Source organism: Staphylococcus nepalensis, assembly GCF_014635045.1.
In the GTDB taxonomy this organism is placed as follows: Bacteria; Bacillota; Bacilli; order Staphylococcales; family Staphylococcaceae; genus Staphylococcus; species Staphylococcus nepalensis.
The window spans coordinates 151,879-176,914 of record NZ_BMCF01000007.1; the positions used below are offsets into that span (position 1 = coordinate 151,879).

At 30.7% G+C, this 25,036-nt stretch carries 24 protein-coding genes and 4 pseudogenes; 20 read left to right on the forward strand and 8 right to left on the reverse strand.

Annotated features, from left to right (window positions below; translation table 11 throughout):
* Window positions 1–64: 64 nt before the first annotated feature.
* Entirely contained in the window at window positions 65–1,162 is a 1,098-nt protein-coding gene (locus IEU88_RS10830; protein ID WP_103373490.1) for a tartrate dehydrogenase, read from the reverse strand.
* A gap of 184 nt (window positions 1,163–1,346) precedes the next feature.
* Here IEU88_RS10830 and IEU88_RS10835 point away from each other — a divergent pair, with 184 nt between their 5' ends.
* Together IEU88_RS10835 and IEU88_RS10840 are read left to right on the forward strand one after the other, a co-directional pair.
* On the forward strand, window positions 1,347–2,621 hold the full coding sequence (locus IEU88_RS10835; protein WP_103373489.1) for an SLC13 family permease: 1,275 nt from the start codon (window positions 1,347–1,349) through the stop codon (window positions 2,619–2,621).
* A 15-nt stretch (window positions 2,622–2,636) separates the two neighbouring features.
* Entirely contained in the window at window positions 2,637–3,776 is a 1,140-nt protein-coding gene (locus IEU88_RS10840) for a glycerate kinase (RefSeq protein WP_103373488.1), read from the forward strand.
* 214 nt (window positions 3,777–3,990) lie between these two features.
* Here IEU88_RS10840 and IEU88_RS10845 read toward each other — a convergent pair.
* A pseudogene (locus IEU88_RS10845) lies at window positions 3,991–4,660 on the reverse strand (RraA family protein).
* A 459-nt stretch (window positions 4,661–5,119) separates the two neighbouring features.
* Here IEU88_RS10845 and IEU88_RS10850 point away from each other — a divergent pair.
* The 9 genes from IEU88_RS10850 to IEU88_RS10890 all read left to right on the forward strand — a co-directional run bounded on the left by IEU88_RS10850 (window position 5,120) and on the right by IEU88_RS10890 (window position 11,328).
* Complete coding sequence (locus IEU88_RS10850; RefSeq protein ID WP_115359545.1) at window positions 5,120–6,574, forward strand: BglG family transcription antiterminator; 1,455 nt, start codon at window positions 5,120–5,122, stop codon at window positions 6,572–6,574.
* A gap of 30 nt (window positions 6,575–6,604) precedes the next feature.
* Window positions 6,605–6,973, forward strand: a complete 369-nt coding sequence (locus IEU88_RS10855; RefSeq protein WP_229719076.1) for a PTS sugar transporter subunit IIA — start codon at window positions 6,605–6,607, stop codon at window positions 6,971–6,973.
* 7 nt (window positions 6,974–6,980) lie between these two features.
* Window positions 6,981–7,298, forward strand: coding sequence for a PTS fructose transporter subunit IIB (locus IEU88_RS10860; protein ID WP_103373513.1), 318 nt, complete (start codon window positions 6,981–6,983; stop codon window positions 7,296–7,298).
* Between the two features lie 12 nt (window positions 7,299–7,310).
* The gene (locus IEU88_RS10865; protein ID WP_103373514.1) at window positions 7,311–7,757 is read left to right on the forward strand and encodes a PTS sugar transporter subunit IIA; all 447 of its coding nucleotides are present in this window, start codon (window positions 7,311–7,313) and stop codon (window positions 7,755–7,757) included.
* A 14-nt stretch (window positions 7,758–7,771) separates the two neighbouring features.
* Complete coding sequence (locus tag IEU88_RS10870) at window positions 7,772–8,872, forward strand: PTS fructose transporter subunit IIC (protein WP_103373515.1); 1,101 nt, start codon at window positions 7,772–7,774, stop codon at window positions 8,870–8,872.
* Between the two features lie 12 nt (window positions 8,873–8,884).
* Window positions 8,885–9,571, forward strand: a complete 687-nt coding sequence (gene alsE, locus IEU88_RS10875; protein ID WP_103373516.1) for a D-allulose 6-phosphate 3-epimerase — start codon at window positions 8,885–8,887, stop codon at window positions 9,569–9,571.
* 212 nt (window positions 9,572–9,783) lie between these two features.
* On the forward strand, window positions 9,784–10,350 hold the full coding sequence (locus tag IEU88_RS10880; RefSeq protein WP_103373517.1) for a GNAT family N-acetyltransferase: 567 nt from the start codon (window positions 9,784–9,786) through the stop codon (window positions 10,348–10,350).
* Window positions 10,351–10,722: 372 nt separating this feature from the next.
* The gene (locus IEU88_RS10885) at window positions 10,723–11,109 is read left to right on the forward strand and encodes a hypothetical protein (RefSeq protein ID WP_229719077.1); all 387 of its coding nucleotides are present in this window, start codon (window positions 10,723–10,725) and stop codon (window positions 11,107–11,109) included.
* Between the two features lie 21 nt (window positions 11,110–11,130).
* Complete coding sequence (locus IEU88_RS10890; protein WP_069802794.1) at window positions 11,131–11,328, forward strand: hypothetical protein; 198 nt, start codon at window positions 11,131–11,133, stop codon at window positions 11,326–11,328.
* A 126-nt stretch (window positions 11,329–11,454) separates the two neighbouring features.
* Here the strand turns inward: IEU88_RS10890 and IEU88_RS13890 are convergent.
* A pseudogene (locus IEU88_RS13890) lies at window positions 11,455–11,576 on the reverse strand (protein rep); the annotation flags it as partial.
* A gap of 19 nt (window positions 11,577–11,595) precedes the next feature.
* Window positions 11,596–12,075: pseudogene (locus IEU88_RS10895) on the reverse strand (replication initiator protein A); the annotation flags it as partial.
* A gap of 496 nt (window positions 12,076–12,571) precedes the next feature.
* On the opposite strand from IEU88_RS10895, the gene IEU88_RS10900 reads away from it, so the two are divergent.
* Both IEU88_RS10900 and IEU88_RS10905 read left to right on the forward strand, forming a co-directional pair.
* Complete coding sequence (locus IEU88_RS10900; RefSeq protein ID WP_001105987.1) at window positions 12,572–13,246, forward strand: IS6-like element IS257 family transposase; 675 nt, start codon at window positions 12,572–12,574, stop codon at window positions 13,244–13,246.
* A gap of 199 nt (window positions 13,247–13,445) precedes the next feature.
* Entirely contained in the window at window positions 13,446–14,345 is a 900-nt protein-coding gene (locus IEU88_RS10905) for an Mph(C) family macrolide 2'-phosphotransferase (protein ID WP_103373051.1), read from the forward strand.
* 391 nt (window positions 14,346–14,736) lie between these two features.
* Here IEU88_RS10905 and IEU88_RS10910 read toward each other — a convergent pair whose 3' ends face one another.
* From IEU88_RS10910 to IEU88_RS10920, 3 genes are all read right to left on the reverse strand, one after another.
* A complete protein-coding gene (locus IEU88_RS10910; RefSeq protein WP_103373050.1) occupies window positions 14,737–15,129 on the reverse strand; it encodes a VOC family protein in 393 nt (130 codons plus the stop codon).
* A 415-nt stretch (window positions 15,130–15,544) separates the two neighbouring features.
* Window positions 15,545–16,375 carry a nucleotidyltransferase domain-containing protein gene (locus tag IEU88_RS10915; protein WP_103373404.1) on the reverse strand — a complete coding sequence of 277 codons (831 nt, stop codon included), beginning with the start codon at window positions 16,373–16,375 and terminating at the stop codon, window positions 15,545–15,547.
* A gap of 153 nt (window positions 16,376–16,528) precedes the next feature.
* Window positions 16,529–18,961 (reverse strand): ATP-binding cassette domain-containing protein, encoded by a 2,433-nt coding sequence (locus tag IEU88_RS10920; protein WP_103373405.1) that lies wholly within the window; start codon window positions 18,959–18,961, stop codon window positions 16,529–16,531.
* Between the two features lie 148 nt (window positions 18,962–19,109).
* Between IEU88_RS10920 and IEU88_RS10925 the strand changes: the two genes are divergently transcribed.
* The 6 genes and pseudogenes from IEU88_RS10925 to IEU88_RS13885 form a co-directional block, all read left to right on the forward strand.
* Window positions 19,110–19,796, forward strand: a complete 687-nt coding sequence (locus IEU88_RS10925; RefSeq protein ID WP_160148674.1) for a MerR family transcriptional regulator — start codon at window positions 19,110–19,112, stop codon at window positions 19,794–19,796.
* A 184-nt stretch (window positions 19,797–19,980) separates the two neighbouring features.
* On the forward strand, window positions 19,981–20,427 hold the full coding sequence (locus IEU88_RS10930; RefSeq protein ID WP_103373407.1) for a helix-turn-helix domain-containing protein: 447 nt from the start codon (window positions 19,981–19,983) through the stop codon (window positions 20,425–20,427).
* A gap of 103 nt (window positions 20,428–20,530) precedes the next feature.
* Window positions 20,531–20,887: a nuclear transport factor 2 family protein gene (locus tag IEU88_RS10935; protein WP_103373408.1), complete on the forward strand. Its 357-nt coding sequence runs from the start codon at window positions 20,531–20,533 to the stop codon at window positions 20,885–20,887.
* Window positions 20,888–20,969: 82 nt separating this feature from the next.
* Window positions 20,970–21,935 (forward strand): alpha/beta fold hydrolase, encoded by a 966-nt coding sequence (locus IEU88_RS10940; RefSeq protein ID WP_103373409.1) that lies wholly within the window; start codon window positions 20,970–20,972, stop codon window positions 21,933–21,935.
* 331 nt (window positions 21,936–22,266) lie between these two features.
* Entirely contained in the window at window positions 22,267–23,433 is a 1,167-nt protein-coding gene (locus IEU88_RS10945) for an MFS transporter (RefSeq protein ID WP_103373410.1), read from the forward strand.
* Window positions 23,434–23,524: 91 nt separating this feature from the next.
* Window positions 23,525–23,719: pseudogene (locus IEU88_RS13885) on the forward strand (Na+/H+ antiporter NhaC); the annotation flags it as partial.
* A gap of 271 nt (window positions 23,720–23,990) precedes the next feature.
* Here IEU88_RS13885 and IEU88_RS10955 read toward each other — a convergent pair.
* Window positions 23,991–24,764, reverse strand: coding sequence for an alpha/beta fold hydrolase (locus IEU88_RS10955; RefSeq protein WP_103373411.1), 774 nt, complete (start codon window positions 24,762–24,764; stop codon window positions 23,991–23,993).
* A 116-nt stretch (window positions 24,765–24,880) separates the two neighbouring features.
* On the opposite strand from IEU88_RS10955, the gene IEU88_RS10960 reads away from it, so the two are divergent.
* Window positions 24,881–25,036: Lrp/AsnC family transcriptional regulator (locus tag IEU88_RS10960; protein WP_188350418.1), on the forward strand; the 156-nt coding region annotated here is incomplete at its 3' end.

The window sequence follows — 25,036 nt, forward strand, 5'->3', positions numbered from 1 at the left end:
CCTCCAACAAAAAACACGATTTACTATAAGTATAGCAAATCGCGCCGATACATATTAACTGTTCTTAAGCATTTACTTTAATATTTGCTAATTCATTTATAATTGCGTCTGTCATTTCGCTTGTTTGAGTATTCCCCCCAATGTCAGCAGTTAAATAACCTTTGGAAGTCGCATTTTTAATAGCTTGATTAACTAATTGCGCTTCTTCTTTCAAACCTAATTCTTCTAACATTAATGCTGCACTTCCTATAGCTCCTATTGGGTTAGCTATGCCTTTTCCCGCAATATCAGGAGCTGAACCATGGACTGATTCAAACATACTTGGGTAACGCTGATCTGGGTTCAAATTGGCACTTGCAGCTATACCTAAACTACCAGCTAACGCGCTTCCTAAATCAGACAAAATATCTGCTAGTAAATTTGAAGCAACAACGACTTCTAACTCTTCAGGATGTAGTACAAATTGGGCAGCCATAGCATCAATTAACCATTTATCGGTTTCTACATCTGGATATTCTTTACTTACTCGTTCAAACACTTCATCCCAAAGCACCATGCCATATTGTTGTGCATTACTTTTAGTTACGCTTGTTACTTTTTTACGCTTTCTTTGACGTGCAGTTTCAAAAGCGTAGCGAATCACTCGTTCGCAACCTTTTTCAGAAAATAAGGAAGATTGAACTGCTACTTCGTTACCTGGGCCGCGGCCAGTAAAGTTTCTTCCCCCAATTCCTGAATACTCTCCTTCTGAGTTTTCCCGTATTAGTACCCAATTTAAGTCTTTTATATTGGGATGATTTAATTTACTTTCAACATTAGGTAAAAATTCAACAGGTCTAATATTTGCCCATTGATCAAAACCTTGGCAAATAGCTATGCGTAACCCCCACAGGCTAATATGATCTGGTACGCCTGGAAAGCCAACTGCTCCAAAATAAATAGCATCGTGATCTTTAATTTGTTCTAACCCGTCTTTTGCCATCATTTCTCCATGTTCTAAATAGTATTCACACCCCCATGGGAAATAATCAGTTTCAAAATCAAATCTATCGTTTGAATGATCGGCTAAATATCTTAAAACTTTTAAACCTGAATCTACCACTTCAATACCAATCCCATCTCCAGGTATTACTGCTAATTTATATGTTTTTTTCTCTGTCATATTAAATCGCTCCTTTTTTATTTATTACTTACATTTTAATAACGTATACATAAAAGTCAAGAAAAAATGTAAAAATACTTAAATAAACCTATATTATTTTATTTATTGACTTTTATGTATACATTAATGTAACATGATGAAAAATGTAAACGCTAACATTTTTATCGCTAAGGGGGGATAAGAAATGGACGAATCCATTATTACGCTATTATTTTTAATATTTGCAATTGTGATGTTCACCTTAGAAATTATACCTTTATCTATTTCAGCGATGATCGTCGCCGTGGGTTTATCTTTGACGGGTGTGCTAAATGCAAAAGAAGCTTTTGCAGGTTTTGTTGATCCTAACGTTTTATTATTTATGGCAATGTTTATAGTAGGATGTGCATTTTTTGAAACAGGTATGGCTCAAAAAATTGGAGAAGGGATTACCCATTTTGCTAAAACACCCAAAAAATTATTAGTGGTAGTCATGGGCATTACTGGTGTAATGTCAGGGTTTTTATCTAATACGGGGACTGCAGCTGTTATTATTCCAGTTGTCATAGGTATTGCTGCAAGATCGTCCCTTTCAAGAACCTCATTGTTAATACCCGTAGCATTAGCGGCAGCAATGGGAGGGAATTTAACTCTAATTGGTGCCCCAGGTAATATGATTGCACAATCTACATTAAATATTACTAATCAAAGTTTTGGTTTTTTTGAATATGCATTAATTGGTCTGCCTATTCTTATAATTGGGACATTATATTTTGGATTGGTCGGTCATAAACTATTACCAAAAAATAACGGTGTAAAGGAAAATACAAATTCAGTGTTTGATAAACAAGTGGATGGAAATTCTGTCCCTAAATGGAAAAAAGTTATGGCACTGTTGGTTCTATTTTTCACAATATTAGCTATGATTTTCGAAGATATTATTCATGTTCCATTATTTATTTCGGCGTGGGCTGGTGCTCTAATACTTGTTGCCACAAGAGTTATTACAGAAAAAACTGCGATGAAATCTATAGATATGAATACGATTCTTTTGTTTGTAGGTTCTTTATCATTAGCAAATGCTATACAAAAATCTGGCGCTGGAGATTTAATAGCTAAAACGATTATCAATATATTGGGTACGAATCCATCTCCATATATTTTGTTATTAGTTATATTAGTCATTTCTTCCATTATGACTAACTTTATTAGTAACACTGCAGCTACAGCGTTATTAGCTCCTATAAGTTTATCCATTGCTAACAGTATAGGGGCAGATCCAAGGGCTGTCATTATGGCGACAGTGATTGGCGCGTCAATGGCTTTTGCAACACCCATTGGTATGCCAGCCAATACAATGGTTTATGGATTATCTAATATTACGTTTATGCAATATGTCAAAGTAGGTTTACCGTTAATCGTTATTTCAATAATTGTTTGTATGGTATTATTACCGCTACTTTTCCCATTTTATCCATAAGGAGGATATATATTTATGAATATATTAATTGCACCAGATTCTTTTAAAGAAAGTTTGTCAGCAATGGAGGTTTCTATTGCTATTGAAAAAGGTATTAAAACAGTTAACCCTTCAATTGACACTTTGAACATCCCATTAGCAGATGGTGGCGAAGGAACAATGGAAGCTATTATAGATGCAACGCAAGGGCATACATTTACCGTAAATACTGTAGATGCATTAGGTAGAAAAACTCTGGCTAAATATGGAATCACTGGAGACAATAAAACAGCTATTATAGAATTAGCTTCTGCTTCAGGTATTGATAAGATTAAAAAGCAAGAACTTGATCCTTCTAATGCATCGACATACGGTACTGGTATCCTAATTAAATATGCAATACAAAAAGGTATAAGAGAATTCATTATTTGTTTAGGAGGAAGTGCTACAAATGATGGAGGGACAGGTTTATTAAAAGCATTAGGCTTTAAATTTAAAGATAAGCAAGGAAATTTAATTAATGAAGGTGGGTTATCCTTAAAGGACCTATATGAAATTGATGATTCGGAAACGCTCGAAGAATTGAAAGATTGCCAATTCAATATTGCTTGTGATGTAACAAGCCCCTTTGTTGGTAGTAAAGGGGCCAGTACTATTTTTGGTCCACAAAAAGGTGCTTCGCCGTATTTAGTTCAAGAATTAGATCATGCTTTAAACCATTTTGCTAATATAATACAAAAAAAATACCATGTTAGAGTTCATGATATAGAAGGAGCAGGTGCAGCTGGTGGAACTTCGGGAGGTCTTTATGGTTGTTTGAACGCACAAATATACTCAGGTTTTGATTTAATAGCTTCAACGCTAAATTTAAACAAAATATTGTCTGATAATAATATTGGTTTAATTATAACGGGGGAAGGTCAATTAGATTCTCAAACCGAGAATGGTAAAGTGATATCAGGTATTTCACATTTAGGTGACAGTTATCATATACCTACAATTGCTTTAGTTGGCGGTATCCAAAACATTTCAGAAACATTATATAAAAGAGGGCTAATTGCAGTTTTCAGTATAGTTAACCAACCGATGTCCTTATCAAAGTCAATGGATTTTGCCGCAGATTTAATTACGAAACAAACTGAACAAGTTATGCGTTTATATTTATCCAAACTATAAAAATGTAACTTTATATTTATTATAAAGCTGCTCTACTTGTACAAAAACTAGTGTTACAAAATTTAAGCAAGTTTTAATAAGCACCTTGAAAAGTATTGTTTTCAAGGTGCTCTTTATTAATAGATTAAAAGATTATTAGATAGCTAAAATGTATAATTTAATTAAAAAGTTTTTGCTTGTTCATTCTATTTTTTCTATCTATGATGCTTTAAACTCACTCATATTCACAGCCTATTTCGCTTAATACTTTGTTGACCCAAGGTCGTTCATAGATGCCATCTTCTTTTATTTTTTTCATTAATAAATGCTCTTTTTTTGTAACACCTTTCGCTAATTTCGCAATTTTTTCAGCATTCTCAGGTTGTATAATAACTAAACCGTCTTGGTCACCTACAACTATATCTCCAGGTGATACTACCTTTCCTCCTATTGATATAGGTGTATTAATTTCACCTGGTCCGTTTTTAAATGGACCATTTGGTGTAATGCCTTTTGTATATATAGGAAATACTTTATCTTTTAAAGCATCAGCGTCTCTTATACTTCCATTAACCACTATTCCGCCAATCCCCCTAGATTCACAATATGAAACCATAAGTTCTCCTAATATAGCCCTTTCTGTATGTCCTCCAGCATCTATCATGATTATATCGCCAGGGTTTATCCATAGCTTTATGAAACATCAAATTATCTCCTTCAGGGACTTTAACTGTAAAAGCAGTGCCTAATAAAAAGTTAGTATTCAGAGGGCGTATTTTTTGGCTAATAGCACCTGTACGATTCATACAATCATCAATATTAGCTACTGGTATATTTTCAAATAATTTTATTAGTTCAATATCAGGTCTACCGAAATCTTGAACAATTCTACATCCTATATTCATTATGGTTACCCTCCTATTTAAATCTAATTTTATTTTGTAATTTAACAACCTCTTTATTTGCCACAAAATTTTTATTTAATGATTTAGTTACTAATTTCAATGCCCAATCTAATTGTTTTCTTTTAGATGGTTTATTGTTAACTATAATATTACAACTACGAGCAATAAATCTATTAATGATGTTTAACGTGGAAAAGTATTAAATGTACGAATGTGTAAACTTACTTTAAATTACGAAAGTAAGATGTTTTCTCTGTTTAAAATCTACTATACAAATTCAATATTATATTTCTAATGACTTAGCTTATCTTGATATTACCATCATGTTATAACTATATAATCATATTAAAATATTGAAATATATAGTCTATAAAAAATTGTCCAATGAAATAGACATTTCTTAGTAAAACGTTTACAAAAAGAAATACTATAATGAACTTACAGGGGAGGAGATAAGTTTTGAATAAGGAGGATAAAAAAAGAGTAATCATAAACCATTTAATTAATAACTCGGGTTACATCAAAGCTAACGAACTTTCAGAATTATTATCTGTCTCTTCAAAAAGTATTTATCGATTAATTAATGAGATTAACGACAATACAAAGATAAGATATATATTTTCTGAAAGAGGAAAAGGTTTTTATATCAATCCCGAACTTAGTAATTTAACGACATATGAAGCTATATTTTCACAGAATAAAGGTTTATCAATGTCTCCTATTGAGAGAAGAAATGAAATAGTAAAAGACTTGCTGATAAATTCCCCGTATTCAATAAGTGTAAATCACATTATTAATAAATTTTTTATTAGTGAAAGTATGTTAGGTGTTGATGAAAAGCATATTATAGAGAGTCTTCATGAATTTAATTTACAACTAATCCGCAAGGATCGCACTTTGGCAATAACAGGCGAAGAATCAAATATTAGAATGGCCCTAATGGAATACATGGATACGCTATATATAGATATAGAAAAAACAATAAACATACCTAAAAATAGAGAAGAAAAGGATATGGATTTTGTTAATAAACAAATAAATATTATAGAAAAAACACTTAATGTTAATATTCCATACCCCTATAATGTTAATATTATTTCTCATTTATATATACTAATCTTACGTTTTAGAAAGCATGGTAAACATGTCGAAAAAGAGCATAAATTATTTGATTATAGCGATCCTCAAATAGAACAAAGCTATTATAGAGTTTGTGATATTATAATTAAAAATTTTGAGACGTATTTATCTTCAAGTTTGCCAAACATTGAAAAAAATTATCTATATAGATATTTAACTTCATATCGAATTGAGCATGTTAACAAATTAGATGAAAGACCAGAAATTAATTTTTCAAATGATATTGTAAAGTTATCAAACAAACTAATAGAAACGATGGAATCGAATTTGAACTATGACTTTTCTAACAATCAATTTCGAATAGATTTAATGAAACATATTAAACCTATGAGTAACCGTTTGAAAAATAATATTATCGTTAAGAATAAGTTGTTAGATCAAATAAAATTTGAATATCCAGAAATACACTCTCAAACGTCTATTGCTACTAAAACTATAATCCCTTCAATATCAGAAGATGAAATAGGTTTTTTAACACTTTATTTTGCACGGGAAATTGAGAGGAATCCTAGGAAAATTAAAACGCTAATAACTTGTACCACTGGTATAGGAACCTCAGAATTGTTACGCGTTAAAATTGAAAAAAATATACCCGAAATCGAAGTTGTAGATGTAATATCTTCAGATGTTATTGAAAGTAAGGTTATAAATGATATTGATTTAATTGTTTCTACTATCGCTTTACCAAATTTTAATATGAAACCAGTTATTGTTATAAGTGCAATGTTTAATAAAAATGATCAAGAAAAATTAAAAAATTTTATACAAAGATAGGCGTTAAATATGAATGAACTAATATTTGAAATGATAACAAATCAAAATAATAAAAAAACTATATTAAAAGATATAGAAAATCAATTAATTAAAGAACAAATTATCACTAAAGAGAATACTATATTGAGAGATATCGTTTTTAGAGAATTAAAAGGGAGTTTAGAAATTTTTCCTAAAGTCTTATTACCACATATTAAGGAAACATATGTTAAACAGACACGTATCATATTAGTGAAAAATAATGCGTCTTCTATGGAATGGGAAAACAAATTCTTGGACTTAATTATTTTAATATTGTTACCTGAGACGCCTAAGCCTGATGATAAAAAAGCAATTAGAACATTTATGAGAAATTTAGCAGATGAGAAATATATTAAAAAACTAATACAGAAGGAGTAATATAATCATGAAAATTGTAAGCGTTTGCGCATGTACAGTAGGTATTGCACACACATATATTGCAGCAGAAAAATTAGAACAGGCAGCAAAAAAACATGGTCATACAATACAAATTGAAACTCAAGGAACAATTGGTGCTGAAAATGAATTAACAGACGAAGAAATAAATAGTGCAGATGTCGTATTACTCGCAATAGATGTAAAAATATCGAACAAAGAACGTTTTGAAGGAAAAACCACAATTGAAGTCCCAACCGATTTGGCTATAAAATCATCAAATAAATTGATGGAAAAAATTGAAGAAATAAATAAAAGTAAAAATTAATGAGGTGAAATTATGGAACTTTCCGATATTCTAGACGAAAATATTATATTTCCAAAAGCAAATTATACAAGTAAGGAAGAAGTATTAAATGGATTGGCTGATTTATTAAAAAAAGAAGGTTATATCAGAGATACACAAGAATTCTTACAAGCCGTATATAATCGGGAAAACGAAGGAGTTACCGGTATTGGTAATTTATTAGCTATTCCTCATGGAAAAAGTGAAAGTGTTGAAAGTCCAGGAGTTGCAATCACTACATTAAATAGCAAAGTAGACTGGGAATCATTAGATGATGAAGGAGCGCAAATTGTATTTTTAATTGCAATCGGTACAGAAAATTCAAAAGATCATCTAACACTATTATCTCAAATAGCTAGAAAATTAGGAAACGATGAAGTTAATACTAAGCTACTAAGCGCTCAAAATAAAAAAGAAATTGTACAAATACTTACATCTTAAAGGGGAGAGCGTTCATGAAATCTATTTTTGGTAATCTCAATCTAAAAACACATTTATTAACTGCTATTTCTTACCTTATCCCCGTAGTTTGTGGCGCTGGGTTTCTAATAGCAATTGGAATGGCATTTGGTGGAGATAGCTCAACTGATTTAACAAAAGCAGGATATTCATTTTGGGATGTTTTAGCAGTAATTGGAGGGCAAGGACTAAACCTATTACCTGTTATTATTGCAACTGGTATAGCTTATTCTATCGCTGATAAACCTGGTATAGCCCCTGGTGTAATTATAGGTTTAACATCTAACGCTGTTGGAGCAGATTTTATAGGTGGACTTATCGGCGGGTTCATAGCAGGGTACCTTGTGTTGCTTATTATTCAATTTGTCAAATTACCAAATTGGGCTAAAGGTCTTATGCCAATGTTAGTCATTCCATTTCTTGCTTCACTAATAGGTGGGCTTATCATGGTATATATTATTGGTGTGCCTATAGGTGCATTTACACATTGGTTAACAGAATATTTACAGTCGTTAAGTGGTACTTCTAAATTATTATATGGTCTATTAATTGGTGTTCTGGCCAGTATAGATTTTGGAGGGCCGATTAATAAAACTGTGTTTGCTTTTGTATTGACACTACAGGCGCAAGGTATTCACGAACCTATTACTGCGTTAATTGTTGTTAATACTGCTACACCATTAGGCTTTGCTTTAGCTTACTGGATGGCAAAATTATTTAAAAAACACATTTATAAACAAGCAGAAGTAGAAACACTAAAAACTGCATTTCCTATGGGACTCGTTGAAATTGTTGAAGGAGTCTTGCCATTGGCCTTAAATGATATTATACGCAGTGTTATTGCTACAGGGATAGGTGGTGCTGTAGGTGGTGCCCTTTCAATGGTATTAGGTGGAGATGCGCAAGTTCCATTTGGAGGCTTTCTCGTATTACCTACAATGTCTCAACCACTCACTTTTGTTATAGCTGTAGTAGCTAATGTGATTATTACTGCTATAGTTTTAACTATATTAAAACGACCAATTAATGAAACTGAAGAATTACAAAGTGAAACAGAAGAAGAAGATATCGATTTAAATGACATAAAAATTTCTTAAGGAGGAACAATTTTGAATACAGCAAAATTCTCCCCATCATTAATGACGATGGATCTAGACAAATTTAAAGAACAAATAACGTTTTTAAATAATCATGTAGACTCTTATCATATTGATATTATGGATGGACATTATGTACCTAACATTACTTTATCACCATGGTTTATAGAACAAGTTAAAAAAATTTCTAATGTGCCGATTTCAACACACTTAATGGTAACTAACCCATCTCAATGGGTAGATCAATTAATTGAAATTGGTAGTGAATATATTTGTGTACACGCAGAAGTAATGAATGGCATTGCTTATCGTTTGATTAATAAGGTTCATGATGCAGGTCTCAAATTTGGAGTGGTATTAAATCCAGAAACGAAAATAGACGTAATAACACCTTATATAAGTTTAGTAGATAAAATAACTATCATGACAGTAGACCCTGGATTTGCAGGAGAGAAATTTATTGATAGCACATTAGATAAAATAAGACACTTACGTGATTTAAGGTATACTAATAATTTTAATTACTTGATAGAAATGGATGGATCTTCTAATAAAAAAACATTTGATAAAATTCAAAAAGTGGCACCTGATATTTACATTTTAGGAAGGAGTGGTCTTTTTGGTTTGAATGAAAATATTGAAGAAGCATGGAATGAAATGTTAGAAGATTTTAATAACACAAAACAACAAACTTTATAAAACAATAATGTACAAATTAGATTACCTAGCATAGTTACCTCCTTATTTGAAATAAGGAGGTCTATTTAACTTTTATTACAGTTCATAATCAAAATTCGTCTTAATAACGAACATTTTGAGTACTAAAGCTAATAGAATTGATTATGTGTAATTAATTCAGTAAAAAGTATATACTAGCAATAAATTCTGAACGATATAGGGGTAGGTTAAAGTTGAAAAATACAAATAAGAAGGCGCTTCTAGAAGAACTAAATGAAGAAGATTTAAACATTTATTATTATTGGAAATATTTAGAACCCTTACAAAAAGCTAAGGAATGGAATGGGCCATATATCGAAGAAGAAAAAATTACGTTTACTGAATTCGAAAATAAATATAGAGAACATAAATATCTTTATAAAAACACGTTATCTACCTTAGCAATAAAGTATGAAAATGATTTCTTAGGTGTAGTCACATCATATTGGAAAGATAAGAAATCCAAATGGTTAGAATGTGGTATTGTCATATACAAAAATAATAATTGGGAACAGGGCTTAGGTTCTCAAGTATTCAAAGAATGGATTGATTATCTTTTTAAAGAAACAAATGCTAATAGAATAGGTATTTCAACATGGTCTGGTAATATTAGAATGATGAAAGTAGCAAGTAAATCTGGGATGATAGAAGAAGCTCGTATACGTAGAGGGAGAGTAGTTAAAGGTGATTTCTATGACGCCATACAAATGGGTATTCTAAGGGAAGAGTGGCAAAATTTTAATAGTATTTCTTCTAAATAACTAACATTCTAATTATATGTGTTAAAAAGACCCCTTATTCAATAAGGGGTCTTTTTATCATTTCAAAATCAAATTTCGTCTTAATAACGATGGTTATAAATAATGAAGTTGATATGATTTCTGAAGAATAATATTCTAAAAATTATAAGAATTTTAAGAAAGTCCTTTTTATTTCCAGATATTTCTGATAGCGTTGTATCTAAGTTGCAATGAAATTGTAATATAACTGCAACATAATAAAGAGGGATTTTATTTATCAATTTAGCAATATCTGGAAAAAGTAAAAGTTTAGTAGGGATTATTATTGCGGCTTTAATTGTATCATTATTAGGTATTTTTAATAATGCTAATGCTGCTGAAAGTAAAGATAAAGTGAAATTAAGTCAACCTAACGAAAGTACATTACATATTGAAGAACGTGATGGTGTCACAAGTACTCAAGATGATAAAGGTGTGGTAACTTTAAAGGATCAAAAAGGCAAAACTGAAAAGTTACCTACTGAAGCAAAAGATAAAGATGATAAAGACGTAGTATTAAAATATAAAGAAACAAAAGATGGTTATGACATACAAGTTTTAGATAAGTATCAAAAAGAAGGCTGGGCTAAATGTACTCTAGGAACTGCTGGCGGAACAGGAACTGGCGGTTTAGGTGGAGCAGGAGTCGGTTCAGCAGTACCTGGTATTGGTACAGTAGCTGGTGGAATAGTAGGTGGCGTTTCTGGAGCTGCTACTGGAGCTGCTGCTTCTTGCTTTTAAAAATTGATTAGGAGAATTGATATGGAAAATTCAATATTATGGTCAAGAAAATTCATACCAGTTTATTTTATTGTTGCCTTTTTAAGCTTTGCTTTATTTAAGTTTTATATACAAACAGATAATTATTCAGTATATATTCTTGTAATCTTAGTGCTTGGCTTAGGTATTGCATCTTGCATGTATAATTTAAAAAAAAATAAAAATCAACATTCTAAATAAATAGTCATAATTGGCACTTATATTAATTTATAAGTGCTTTTATATGTGAATCGGCTACACTTATTTTGTATAGAGTTAAATGCTAATGGGTTATAAAAAACCATTAATGATGTAAAATAGTTGCTCTATAACCAACTTTTTATATATTTTATTACTACCTTTAAAATCATTTACGATTTCTTGATTTTTTCGTCGTCATTAGTTAAAAAATCAGATGACTTAACCGAATATTTTGAGGTTTCTTTGATTGTTATAAAATCATATGAATTATTGATTAAAGATATTGTGTTGTTTCATATTTTGACGTCGCATATTAAGTGCGTGTATTTCTTCAAGTTGAGCTTTAATCGATTGCATTAAATAGCCTTGCATTGCTTCAAAGGTTTCATTTTTCTGTAGCAGCATCGCTTTAAAACGTTTCAACACACTTACAATTTCAAACTCAACATCTTCTAAACGGTAATAGGTATCATGTGCATTATTAAATGATTTTTTCCCTTTGAGTAATACACTTTTAATAATACGAATTTCTCTAATTTCAAATTTACTTAAATGATCTTGAAATTGTTGTGGCAATTCTTCGAGTACTTGGAACTTAAGTGCATCATTATTAAACTCGGTTTGTTGGTGATTTGTATGATCCGAATGATTAGGGTTTGTTGAATTGTTATAAATATCCTTCAAATCATTCGTATCATTATTCGCAGTATCAATATAATCAGTATTATTTAAATTAGTATCATTGTTTTAGTAACATTTTTAATTCTTATACCTCAACCAAAACTCGAAAATTCAATCGCTTATAACAACAAAAATTTTAAAACTTTAGTTCAAGAAGAAAAAGTGAAATTCAACCCTTTTTTTGAAGAAATAAAGTCTAATGGCCTTAATTATGAAGTTAATACGAAAAAATATGAATTAGTTATCGTAAACAATAGAAAACTAAAATTGCAAAGAAAAGATATATTTGGAGATGCTAAACATAAAGTAACAAAAAATATTGAGATCCCAATAATGGCTGTTAATTGATAAATCTTTAAGTTGTATTTTCACAAAGAAAGAAGGCAAATTATGAAAAAATTATATTAGCAATTAGTATAGTAGGCGTATTAATAATTAATATGGTAGGTTAAAAAAATACCTAGCGAGAAAAAATGTAATGTCAAATGCTGAGTTATAAAATAAGTGGTTCTGTTGCAAAGTTGAATTTATAATATAATTTTAACAAAAAGGAGTCTTCTGTATGAACTATTTCAGATATAAACAATTTAACAAGGATGTTATCACTGTAGCCGTTGGCTACTATCTAAGATATGCATTGAGTTATCGTGATATATCTGAAATATTAAGGGAACGTGGTGTAAACGTTCATCATTCAACGGTCTACCGTTGGGTTCAAGAATATGCCCCAATTTTATATCAAATTTGGAAGAAAAAGCATAAAAAAGCTTATTACAAATGGCGTATTGATGAGACGTACATCAAAATAAAAGGAAAATGGAGTTATTTATATCGTGCCATTGATGCAGAGGGACATACATTAGATATTTGGTTGCGTAAGCAACGAGATAATCATTCAGCATATGCGTTTATCAAACGTCTCATTAAACAATTTGGTAAACCTCAAAAGGTAATTACAGATCAGGCACCTTCAACGAAGGTAGCAATGGCTAAAGTAATTAAAGCTTTTAAACTTAAACCTGACTGTCATTGTACATCGAAATATCTGAATAACCTCATTGAGCAAGATCACCGTCATATTAAAGTAAGAAAGACAAGGTATCAAAGTATCAATACAGCAAAGAATACTTTAAAAGGTATTGAATGTATTTACGCTCTATATAAAAAGAACCGCAGGTCTCTTCAGATCTACGGATTTTCGCCATGCCACGAAATTAGCATCATGCTAGCAAGTTAAGCGAACACTGACATGATAAATTAGTGGTTAGCTATATTTTTTTACTTTGCAACAGAACCTATAATAGTATAATGTAAATTACTTTCATACATTATATCCGAAGTCTTACAATTAGTTATCATTTGCAGATTAGCTTCATTTATATCAATATAAAAATAAGTTCTTAAGAAAAATATAATAAAAATAAGGAGCCAATAAAATGACTCAACATAGTGAAATTATTAAATGTGCAGAAAAACATCAATTACACATCCAACCTCGAACAATTTCATTGAATAAATCGGGCCTTGATTTCCAAGTTGCATTTGGAAAAGATGAACATGGTATACAATGGGTTTTAAGACTACCAAGAAGACCTGATGTTTATAAACGAACAAAAGCCGAAAAACAAATGGTAGACTTTTTACAAAATAATGTTTTATTTGAAATACCGAAGTGGAAAGTACATGCAAAAGACCTTATTGCTTACCCAAAACTTACAGGCAAACCTGCAGCCACAATAGACCCAGAAATACAAAATTATGTCTGGGAAATTGAACACAAACCAGTATCAGAAAACTTTATTAATACATTAGCCGAAACGCTCGTAGATTTACACAATATACCAGAAGAAAACATTACCTCAGAGCATATAAAAATTAAAACTATACAAGAAATAAAAATTGACTTTCAAAGAAGAATGAATAAAGTTAAAGAAACTTATGGCGTAGCATATGAATTATGGAACAGATGGAAACAATGGTTAGAAAACGACGAACTATGGCCTCGTCATGCGACCATGATACATGGAGATTTACATCCAGGACATATAATGGTAGATAACCAAGAAAACGTCACAGGTCTCATAGACTGGACTGAAGCAACCCACTCCGATCCATCCATGGACTTTATGGGGCACTACCGTGTATTCGACGACGAAGGGTTAGAGCAACTCATAACAGCGTATGGTAAAGCTGGAGGTGAAACATGGCCACGAATGAAAGAGCATATAATAGAACTTAATGCAGTATTTCCAATGTTTATTGCTGAATTTGCTATGAAATCAGGAGAGTCAGCATTTGAGAAAATGGCATTGAAAGAGTTAGGCATGGAAGAATAGGAATTTTGAAATAAAATATCTACTTGGGAGGGAGCATATCATCCTATAGCATAAAATTTTTTCGATATTTTGTCGTTGTATTTTTTTATAAACACTATTCCTCTTGTATCATAATTAGCCTTTTAGATTATATATAAAAATTGACAACAAACTAGCCATTTCCTAATATGTGAAGTATCCAAAACTGATTTTATAAGCTGTATCAAATTTGTTAAAATAGCGTAATAGACGATTATAAGAAGTTCTATTCATAAAAAAAGCACGACAAGTTTATAAACTTGTCGTGCTGTTTTATTACAGTTAGTTTCCCAATAAACAACGCCAAAATCTTTTTAGGTTTTTCTTCTTTCTCTTTAACTATATCTCTTTAATTTAATACCCAAACATACACCTAGGAACCCAAAGAAGTGGCAATGTACCAATGGTTACCAGATTCATCTTTCACGCCTCCACTTCGTTCTCCATAAGGCATATCTTGTGGTTCATACAAAGAAGTAGCACCAGCTTCAAGAGCACGTTTATAGCAACTATCAGTATCTTCGACGAATACATGAAGCGCACTTTGCATAGAAGGAAATCTTTCTCTTGCCTCAGATAATTCTATTATTGAGTCACCAACGCAAATCTCGACATGTTGAATCACTCCGTCTGAACTTGTAAAACGTTCAGTCTCCTCTTTAGCCTCAAAAGTGTGCTTAAGAAAATCAATGAACTTGTCAGCTTCTTCGACTATCAAATAAGGTGTCACAGTGCGATGTCCATCAGGTATTCGTTTAGTACTCATAATTTCATTCCTCCCTTTATTAATGAAACATAATTCACTTCTATTACTTTTATCTTTATATAAAATAGATATTTATATTTAAATCTTATTGTAAACGTTAACATAACTCATAACAAGTTATTTTCTAAATGCATGCAAAAATTAAGCGTAAATTATTGAATGTATTATAGTATAATTAATATGATTGAAAATATAAAGTTTTATTATAAATTCAAGTTTTATAAGTTTTTATTGGGATTATGTTTTTTGATAGAATTAATAAAGAGAATCCATTAACGCCACCAAATGGAGCTAATGCTCTTTATTAACAGTATAGCCCTAACATTTTTATTATACATTTAACAAAGCCACTTACAGTACTGAACTGACCCCAAATAGTGGGAATAAAATAAAGTTTTGTCTTAATAACAATAGGTTATAATATATTGGTTTCCTCAATTATTTTTCTTAATTCTTCAATAGATTGCTTCGTTTTATATTCATCCATTGAAAGAGAAGACACAATATTATCGATTCGATTTTTATAATTTTTAGGTTTTATTGGGAATTCATTGATCATAGCTACAGATTTCTTTTCATTAATACAATAAATTTCATTTTTCGCAAAAATAACTTGATTTAAGCAAGAAATGCATCGAAATAAATGCCCCATTATATACGAAATATCATTCTTATTAATGTTGTCTTCGATAAACATAAAGGAAAATGAAGCTTCAAAAGCAAAGAATTGAGTTATTGATTGTTTAACTTTAGGAGGGTACGGAAAAGTCTTATTTTTAAGCTCGCTTAATTTATTTTGTGGATCAGCTAAAATTTTACAAATATTTAACTCACCCATATACATAACGTTCAAAAAACCATGAGGATGACCGGTTTGATAATGAATAGTTACTTTACCTAACAAACAATCTTTTATTACTTCATTCACTTTTTTAATATCACGGAAAATTAAGTCTACATGATAACCATCCACAAGCAGCCATCCACCGCCGTTGATCCATTCTCCCCAATCTCCTAAGGATGTAATTAAGTCATCTTTTTTCTCATCGTTAATTTTTAATGCTGCTTTTTCAATATTGTCTGTATTAAATCCTTGTGTTTCATCATAATAGATGCCTATATCTATATCAGAATCCGGTCTATGATTACCTTTTGCTCGAGAACCACCTAACACAACTCCTACAACTCCGGGCAATCCACTTATTTCTTCTACTATTTTTTGAATTGTATGATCTACAGCATTCATTTATCTCGCTCCTTTATTATTTTGAATTCTATATTCTACTATATTAACAAAATTTATAAAAAGGGATTTCTTTTTCAATAAGGAACGTATTAAAAGGCTAACACAATAACCCTTTTGAATCGGAGTCTCTTAATTATAAATAAGTCATTTCCTTCAAATAAAATAATTAGAAGTAATAGTATTAGATTGGAAAAATTCTGAGATATTACCACTAAATATAATTTCCCCTCCTTTATTCCCCCCATTAGGGCCTAGTTCAATGACGTAATCCGCTTGTTTTATAACATCCGTATTATGTTCAATAAAGAAGAATGTGTTCCCATCTTCTACAAGCTGTTGAATTAACACCATAAAGTGGTATATATCAATCTTATGCATACCTATTGTTGGCTCATCTAAAATAAATACATATTTATTGCTCTTTTGTTTTGAAATTACACTTGCAAGACTTAATCTTTGCATTTCACCACCTGATAAAGTATCTGTTGCTTGACCTAGTGAAATATAGTTTAAGTTAGTCTTTTTTAACAGCGTTAAGGGCGTACTATCTAAATTATGATTTTTAAAAAATTGTATCGCTCCGTTGATTGATAAATTTAATATATCTGATATAGATTGATTGTTAATTTTCACATTCAATACTTCTTCTTTATATCGCTTACCCAAACAACTTTGGCAAGTTAGTGTTGTGTTCTCAAAAAATAAATTATTGCTTTCAATAACACCTAAACCTAGGCACTCAGAACATCTTCCGTGACCAGAATTAAAAGAAAAATCAGTAGCTGAAAATGGTAATTTTAATTCTTTTGCTTTTTTACCAAACAACACTCTAATTTCTTTGAATATATCTAAATAAGTAGCTATAACTGATCTCTTATTTCTTGTAGGTCTTTTTTGATTAATCACAATGATATCTTTAAAATTATTTTTCCATTGAACTACTTGATTATCTTTTAATTGACTAGCTGCAATTTCATCAAAAAGTAAACTTGATTTGCCAGAACCAGAAACGCCAGTTATCACTGTGAGACAATTTGCTGGCAAAGTGAGTGTTACTTTTTTTAAATTATTCTTATTAGCGTCTTTTATTTTTACAGCGTCATCCGTTATATCACGAAAATAACTAGTTTGTTTAAAATTTGGAAGTTTTGATTGAAACAGCAATGATTTGGAATCATTTAGTAATTCATTATAGGTACCAGAAGAAATGATTTCTCCTCCGAACGCTCCAGATTCTGGACCAATTTCAATAATATAGTCTGCTTGTTTAACCAACATTTCATCATGTTCAATTATCAAAACTGTATTATTACGTTTTTTTATAGCATTAATCATTAACAGTAAACCTTCTATATCTGAGGGATGTAAACCAATGCTAGGTTCATCTAAAATTATAATTAATTCTGTCATTTTAGAATCTAATACTGCAGCTAATTTAATTCTTTGAGCTTCTCCTCCTGAAAGTGTTCCATATTCTCGATTTAACGATAAATAGCTAAGCCCAAGTTGGTTGAGACGAGTTATTTTCGTTTCAATATCAAGAATATAGTTACTAACTAAAGAGGTGATTTTATTATCACTCTTTTTAATTTTTGGTATCCAATTTAAAATTTGTTTTAAATCCCATTCATCAATTTCTGGTAGTCTAAAGCCTTGAACTTTTACTGATCTACTCAAATGGTTTAATTTTTCCCCCTTACAATCTAAACATACATCTTCTTGAACAAAATTTTTAAATTTTTGAGGCACCGTTTTTTCTTCTGCAATTTTTTCCCATACTTTTGTTTCAACACCTTCAAATCTACCTTCAGCTACTTTTGAGGGCAAATGATTCTTTAGGTCTGTTGGGATTTGTTCAGAATGAATACCATGCTTTAATATATCAAATTGTTCATCAGTGAATTCTCTTAACACTATATTCTGGGGGATTGATATATCTAAATAATCTAAAAGCGCATTAAAAGATTTCAATTGATACTCAGCATAATTACTTGGCCAAATAACTACCCCGCCTTTAAGAATTGTTTTATCTTTTTGATATAGATTACTTTTAATGACTAACTGCTTTCCTATACCTTTACAAGTTGGGCAAGCACCTACTTTAGTATTAAAAGAAAAATGTGCTCTTGTTAACTTTTCCATTCTATAATCACACTGGGGACAATACATATATACTTTAAACTTGTCATTAACTTTTTCTGTTTCTTCTATAGAATCGCTAGAACAAATTTCTGCTCGGCAATTAGGACAAGTTCGTTGGTGTAGTTTTTCAAATAACATTCTTAAATCTGTGTAAATGTCTGTTTGAGTCCCAAGAGTTGAACGTGGGTTATCATTCTTATCTTCTTGATCAATCAATATAGCTGGTGATAAATTTTTAATTTCTTCTACTTTAGGTTTTGGAATACCTTGGTAATTCATGGTTTCTAGATATTGTCTTTGGGCTTCGGTATAAATAACATCTTTTAATAAAGTTGTTTTACCTGATCCTGATAAACCAGTAATGACACTCAACTTATTTCTTGGAATATTTAAATCTACATGCTTCAAATTTTTCTCATAAGCGTCTTTTATTTTAATCTCCATTTTTACCACCTCATTTTTAAGTTTATCAGGTTAAAGCAACCTTTCAGTTTATAGGAAGTTAACAGCATATATACTGATTTTATATTACAATAAACGGAACAAGGAGTTTAAAGTTTAATTTAAAGGTTGTGAGTATATGTCTTACACTATGAAAGAAATGGTTGGTTATATTAACGTGAGTAATACAACTTTGAAAAAATATGAAAAGTTTGGATTAATCCCATCAGTTCCGTACACAAAAGGCCGACATAGAAGATATGAAGATATTCATCTAATGGCTTTTAGAACAATTCGACAACTCTTAAACGGATTTGATATTAAAACCGCATACAAATTAATGACTTTAGCAATTGAGAAGAGATTTACCGAAGCGCATTGGCTAATTACAGATACCCAAAAGAAATTAGCCAATAAAAAAGAGACATTGAAAATACACAAAGACTTTCTTCTCACTTTTCATCAAAATCCAATTAAGCAAAAAGAAATGCGTATTGGACAATTAGCTGCTTTTGCCAACCTACAATCTTCTACCATACGTTATTGGGAAAAAAGAGACCTCATTCAAAGTAGAAGATCTCAATCAAGTGGCTATCGCTTTTATGATAAAAATGAGGTGCGTAAAACTATTATTATTTCCTACTTACGGAAAAATATTTATAGTCTTGAAGAAATTAAAAAGATTACTAATACAATATACGAAGAAGATTTTAATAGTATTAGAAAGCATTACAATACAACCAATAGAGAACTAGATGCTCATCTTAACAAGCAATTAAATTCTATTGCTTGTTATATAAATTATTGTAAGGAGTTAGGATCTATTTGTAACTATTAATATCATACAAACTTATATTGCCTATACGAAATATATTCATTTCAGCAGTTTTTAAAGGACTGCTTTAAACCTTTAATTTACCATCTATATTCGATGCAACTTTAAAGTTACATATTGCTACCACTGGATTCTTAACATAATAAAAAGAAAAAACTATATTTACTTTAATGGGAGGTAACCTAATATGCAATTCCACGAAAAATTGAAAAAAGAGAGAAAAAGACTGAATTTATCTCAAGAAGACTTAGCAAAAGAAATCAATATAGGTAGACAATCGATTTCTAAGTGGGAACGAAACAAAGGTTATCCCAATATAGAAACACTTATCCATTTAAGTGAAATATTTAATATCACTGTTGATGAGCTGTTAAAAGGAGATGATTACTTGAAAGATAAAATTGTAGATGATGGAAAAAAGCTAAAGCATCCTATCCTTTTTAACTTAGGTGAAGTTATAGGTTTATTAGGGCTAATCCTTTTAATAACCAACTTCGTATTAAGAGCCATTAGATTAGCAACAAATCAAGAAGTTTTACCTTTTTTACAAGGGAATTTAATAACAACTATAGCGGTTATATTTTTACTACTCAGTTGGTTTACTTATGAAACATTTGGGAAAAGTTACAAATAATATACTCATCTCATGGGGCACCCATACCTGCGTGTTTTTATATCATTTTGGTATCTATTAGAAAATAGTAATTATTGAAAATCAAAATATAGGAGGAATTATTATGTTTGTAAATGAATTTATTAACGAGTGGATTAATGCAGAAAAAAACGAAGACGTTCAATTACTAACCGACTTATTGAATGAAGATTTTATAGGTGTGGGACCAGTCGGCTTTATTTTATCTAAACAACAATGGATAGACCGCTATAAAAACGGTTTAAAAAATGAAGATTTCAATTTTGAAATAATTAGTGAGAGATCACATGACAATTCTACTATTATTATTGGGACACAATCGCAAAAAGGAAACTTTAAAGGTCACAATATCGATGGCACATTTAGAGTTACACTTATTCTAAATAATAATCAGGAAAACCTATCATTGCTTGGCGTTCATTTATGTTCAGTAAATGACTAAATATATGAAAGGTGTAAAACATTTATTTAAATTAAAGGGTATGTCAAATACCAAATTACAATTTATTTAGGAGACGATTTAAATGTCTAATATTTTAGAATACAATGTGGACGTTAACGATATAAGTATTCATATCGTGGAAATGGGAAAAGGTAAACCTGTTCTTTTTTTACATGGATTCCCTGAACTATGGTATTCATGGCGACATCAAATGGCATATTTAGCCCAAAATGGTTACAGAGCAATAGCAATTGATTTAAGAGGTTATGGACAATCCAGTGTTCCAGATGATATAGAATCATACAGTATGAGAAACATGGTAACAGATATTGTACAAATAATAGATAAACTAGAATTAAAAACGGTGGCACTTATTGGGCATGATTGGGGAGCCAATATTGCTTGGGCGTGTGCCCAAATCCATCCCAAAAAATTTGATGTATTAGTATCATTAAGTGTACCTTTCTCCCCAAGACCTCCTCTGCCATTAACAAAGTTAATTAAAAAAAATTCATCTTCTTTTAATTGGTTGCTATATTTTCAAAAACAAGGAGTAGCAGAAAGAGAAATGGAGGAAGATTATAAAAAGACTCTACGACGTATTTTTTTTGGTCTTTCAGGCGATGCACCAGAAGGTACACAAAAAGAAATAGTAGCAGGATTACCCAAAAACGCCAATTTATTAGATAACATTCCGGAGCCTACTAAGCTGCCAAATTGGTTAACAGAGGAAGATTTAGACTATTTTACAAATAATTTTAAAAAAACGGGTTTTACTGGTGCATTAAATCGATATAGAAACGTAGATTATGATTGGTCAGATTTAGAAAAAGAAAGCCAAAATACAATTGCACAGCCAACTCTTTTTATTGGCGGTGAATTAGATACTGCTACTCAATTTAATATGCATGCTATTGATTCAATGGAAAAATATGTACCTAACCTAAAAAATAAAATTATCATCCCACATATAGGTCATTATGTACAACAGGAAGCTCCTCAATGGATTAATAAATCCATCATTAATTTTTTAAACAATTATTATTAATATTAAAAAACTATTCTTTATGTTAATTAAACCAAAAGTCCGAAACACTTATTTAAAAGTGTTTCGGACTTTTTTCTTTTTCAAACACGCTAATCATGCATATAGAAATAGTATTTTTACATGTATCTCTGGTTCTTTAATTAGGGTAGGCTCTAAACATACAAAAACACACTTTCTCAACTGATTAAGAAAGTGTGTTTTATAAACGATCGATTTAAAAATTTATGTATAAAATACTCTTGAAACGTAAGCTTGAAATGTATAGAATGAAAATCTTGCTTTTTTAGTTGATATAATTAAAGCTTATCTATTTTTAGAGGGAGGAATGAATATGACACAAGGATATAGAATGTTATTTATCATATTTATGTTGGGTACTTTTACGATAGGTATGACAGAATATGTTGTTACAGGGCTTTTAACACAAATAGCAAAAGACATGAATATTTCTGTATCGAGCGCTGGGTTATTAATCAGTGTTTATGCTATCAGCGTTGCTGTGTTAGGCCCCATAGTTAGAGCTTTCACTTTAAACGTATCGCCTAAAAAATTATTGCCGATTCTTGTCTTAATTTTTATATTTAGTAATGTGATAGCTATGTTAGCACCGACTTTTAATGTATTATTGTTATCAAGATTTTTATCTGCGAGTATGCACGCACCATTTTTTGGTGTATGTATGAGTGTAGGTGCTGTCGTTGTTCCTAAAGGAAGAGAAACTGGAGCTATAGCCTTAGTTCAAGCTGGGCTAACAATAGCAGTAATGCTAGGTGTACCTTTCGGCACTTTCATTGGCGGAGTAGCAAGTTGGTGTATTGTATTTGGTATTATTGTTGCTATAGGTGTAATAGTTTTAATTGAATTGTTTAAAGTAATACCTAATGTAAGTTTAAGTTCTGAAATGAATTTAAAACAAGAGTTAAAAGTATTTAAAAATCCATATTTTCTGTTGGTTATTTCAATTGTAATTTTTGGTTACTCTGGTGTTTTTACAACTTATACCTTTATGGAACCAATGATTCAGCAGTTTTCACCATTTAATGTACCTGGTCTAACATTATGTTTATTAGCTTTTGGTACTGGAGCTGTTATTGGGAATATCATATCAGGTAAAGCTTCCCAAGAGAACTTAACCAAATATTTATCTTATGTATTTATCTTTTTAATAATTACATTAATGTTATTAACATATGCTCTAGGATTTGCTGTAACAGCAATAGTGATCTGTTTTATGTTTGGTTTTGCAAACTTCGGTTCTGTACCGTTGCTTAATAGTAAAATTATATTAAGCGCAAAAGAAGCACCATTACTTTCTAGTACTCTTGCAGCATCAGTATTTAATGTAGCTAACTTCCTAGGAGCAATCATTGGGACATTGCTATTAAATGCAGGTGTAGAATATGTGAGAATAACTTTTATTTCTAGTGGTATAATTTTAATTGGCATCATTTTGAACTTATTTGTTAAAAGATTTGAAAGTAAAAACTACAGTGTTTAGTTAAACGTATTGAAAAGAGCCTGACCTGCTATGAGGTTGAGATCTTAATTTCAAAAAATTTACTATGCAATGTATAAGTTGGTGGTCTATAACATTAACGTCAGTGTTTGTACTCTAGAATATATGTGGTGTATTTATAGCATCAACACTAGACGTATCTGTAATGGATTACGCACCGTTTGCGATGATACCAATTATTTCAGTTATCTTTGGTTATATTGGCTTTGAAATAGTTACATTAAAAGAATCAGATAAAGAAGACTCAGATAATAGAAACTTGGTTTAAAACTTAACATGATAAGATAAAAGGCTACTATAAATAAATACTATATTATATTTGAGGGGGAGTACTTAGTGCTTGCCCTCTTTTTTGTATGTAAAAAGCTTACAAATAAAACGTTTTTACTGGTTATTTATAGATTTCGTTTGTGTTGTCTTGGTTCTTTTAATCGTTTCAAAATCAAATATTGTCTCAATATGGAACATTTTAGAAAACAATCATAATAAAAGATTGTTTTCTATATTCATTAAGAACTGTGTTGTTATTCGAATAATTGTTAATTGAAGTATTTTGCGATAAAATTTTCAATAATAACATTTAAGTTTTGAGGATGTTCCAACTGTGGGAAGTGATTAACGTTTTCCATTTCTAGCCACTCTGCATTTGGTAAGTTTTCCACAATTTCATAAACGCTTTCTTTAGTTGAAACTATATCATCTTTTCCATGAATAACTAAGACAGGAACGTCTAATGATAACAATTTCGTATCTGCAGTATAATACAACATTGCTCGTGTTTGGTTTTTGAAAACAGTAGGCTGCCATTTAGATGCCTCTAATGCAATTTCGCTTGAACAACCTAAACGTTGGTAAAATTGTTGAGCTTCGCTAGGTGTCGTCTGAGAAGCTGCAAACATTTCCTCATTCCCTCCGGCTTTAAGTACTGATTCTCCTGTAAAAGAACCTCCACCTGCCATTATAATCCCTTTAACGAGTTGCGGATATTTTGTAACGAAAGCTAATGAAGCTAAGCTACCAATTGAGTGAGCAACTAATAATATAGGTTCAGCAATATTGTTTGCATCAAGTACAGATTTAAGGTCTTCTGCGTTTTTTTCCATAGTATAAAATGATGAATCTACAGGCTTACTTGAAAGACCGTAACCTCTATTATCATGTGTTATGCATAAATAACTTTCTTTTAATAGTTTAACTTGATCTTTCCAAATATCATGAATGCCCATATAACCTGATTGAAAGACTATTGGTGTTCCTTCACCTTGTCTTTCATAGTATATTTCTAAACCATCTTTAGTGTTTATCCACGCCATAATAATTCCTCCAAATTTTTGTATATATTTATCTTAATTGGTTGACCTATCTGTTTAAATATAAATTTTAAAGAGTTTTTAACTAAATACTTGAAGATTGAAAGTGAGCGTTAAAAATGGACGAATTAGACAAAAAAATAACTAGAGAATTAAAAAATAACAGTAAAATTTCAATGAAGCATTTAGGAGCAAAAGTAAATCTAACTGGTCAAGCAGCAACAAATAGAGTGAAAAAATTAGAGGATGACAACGTTATTACTGGATACACGATT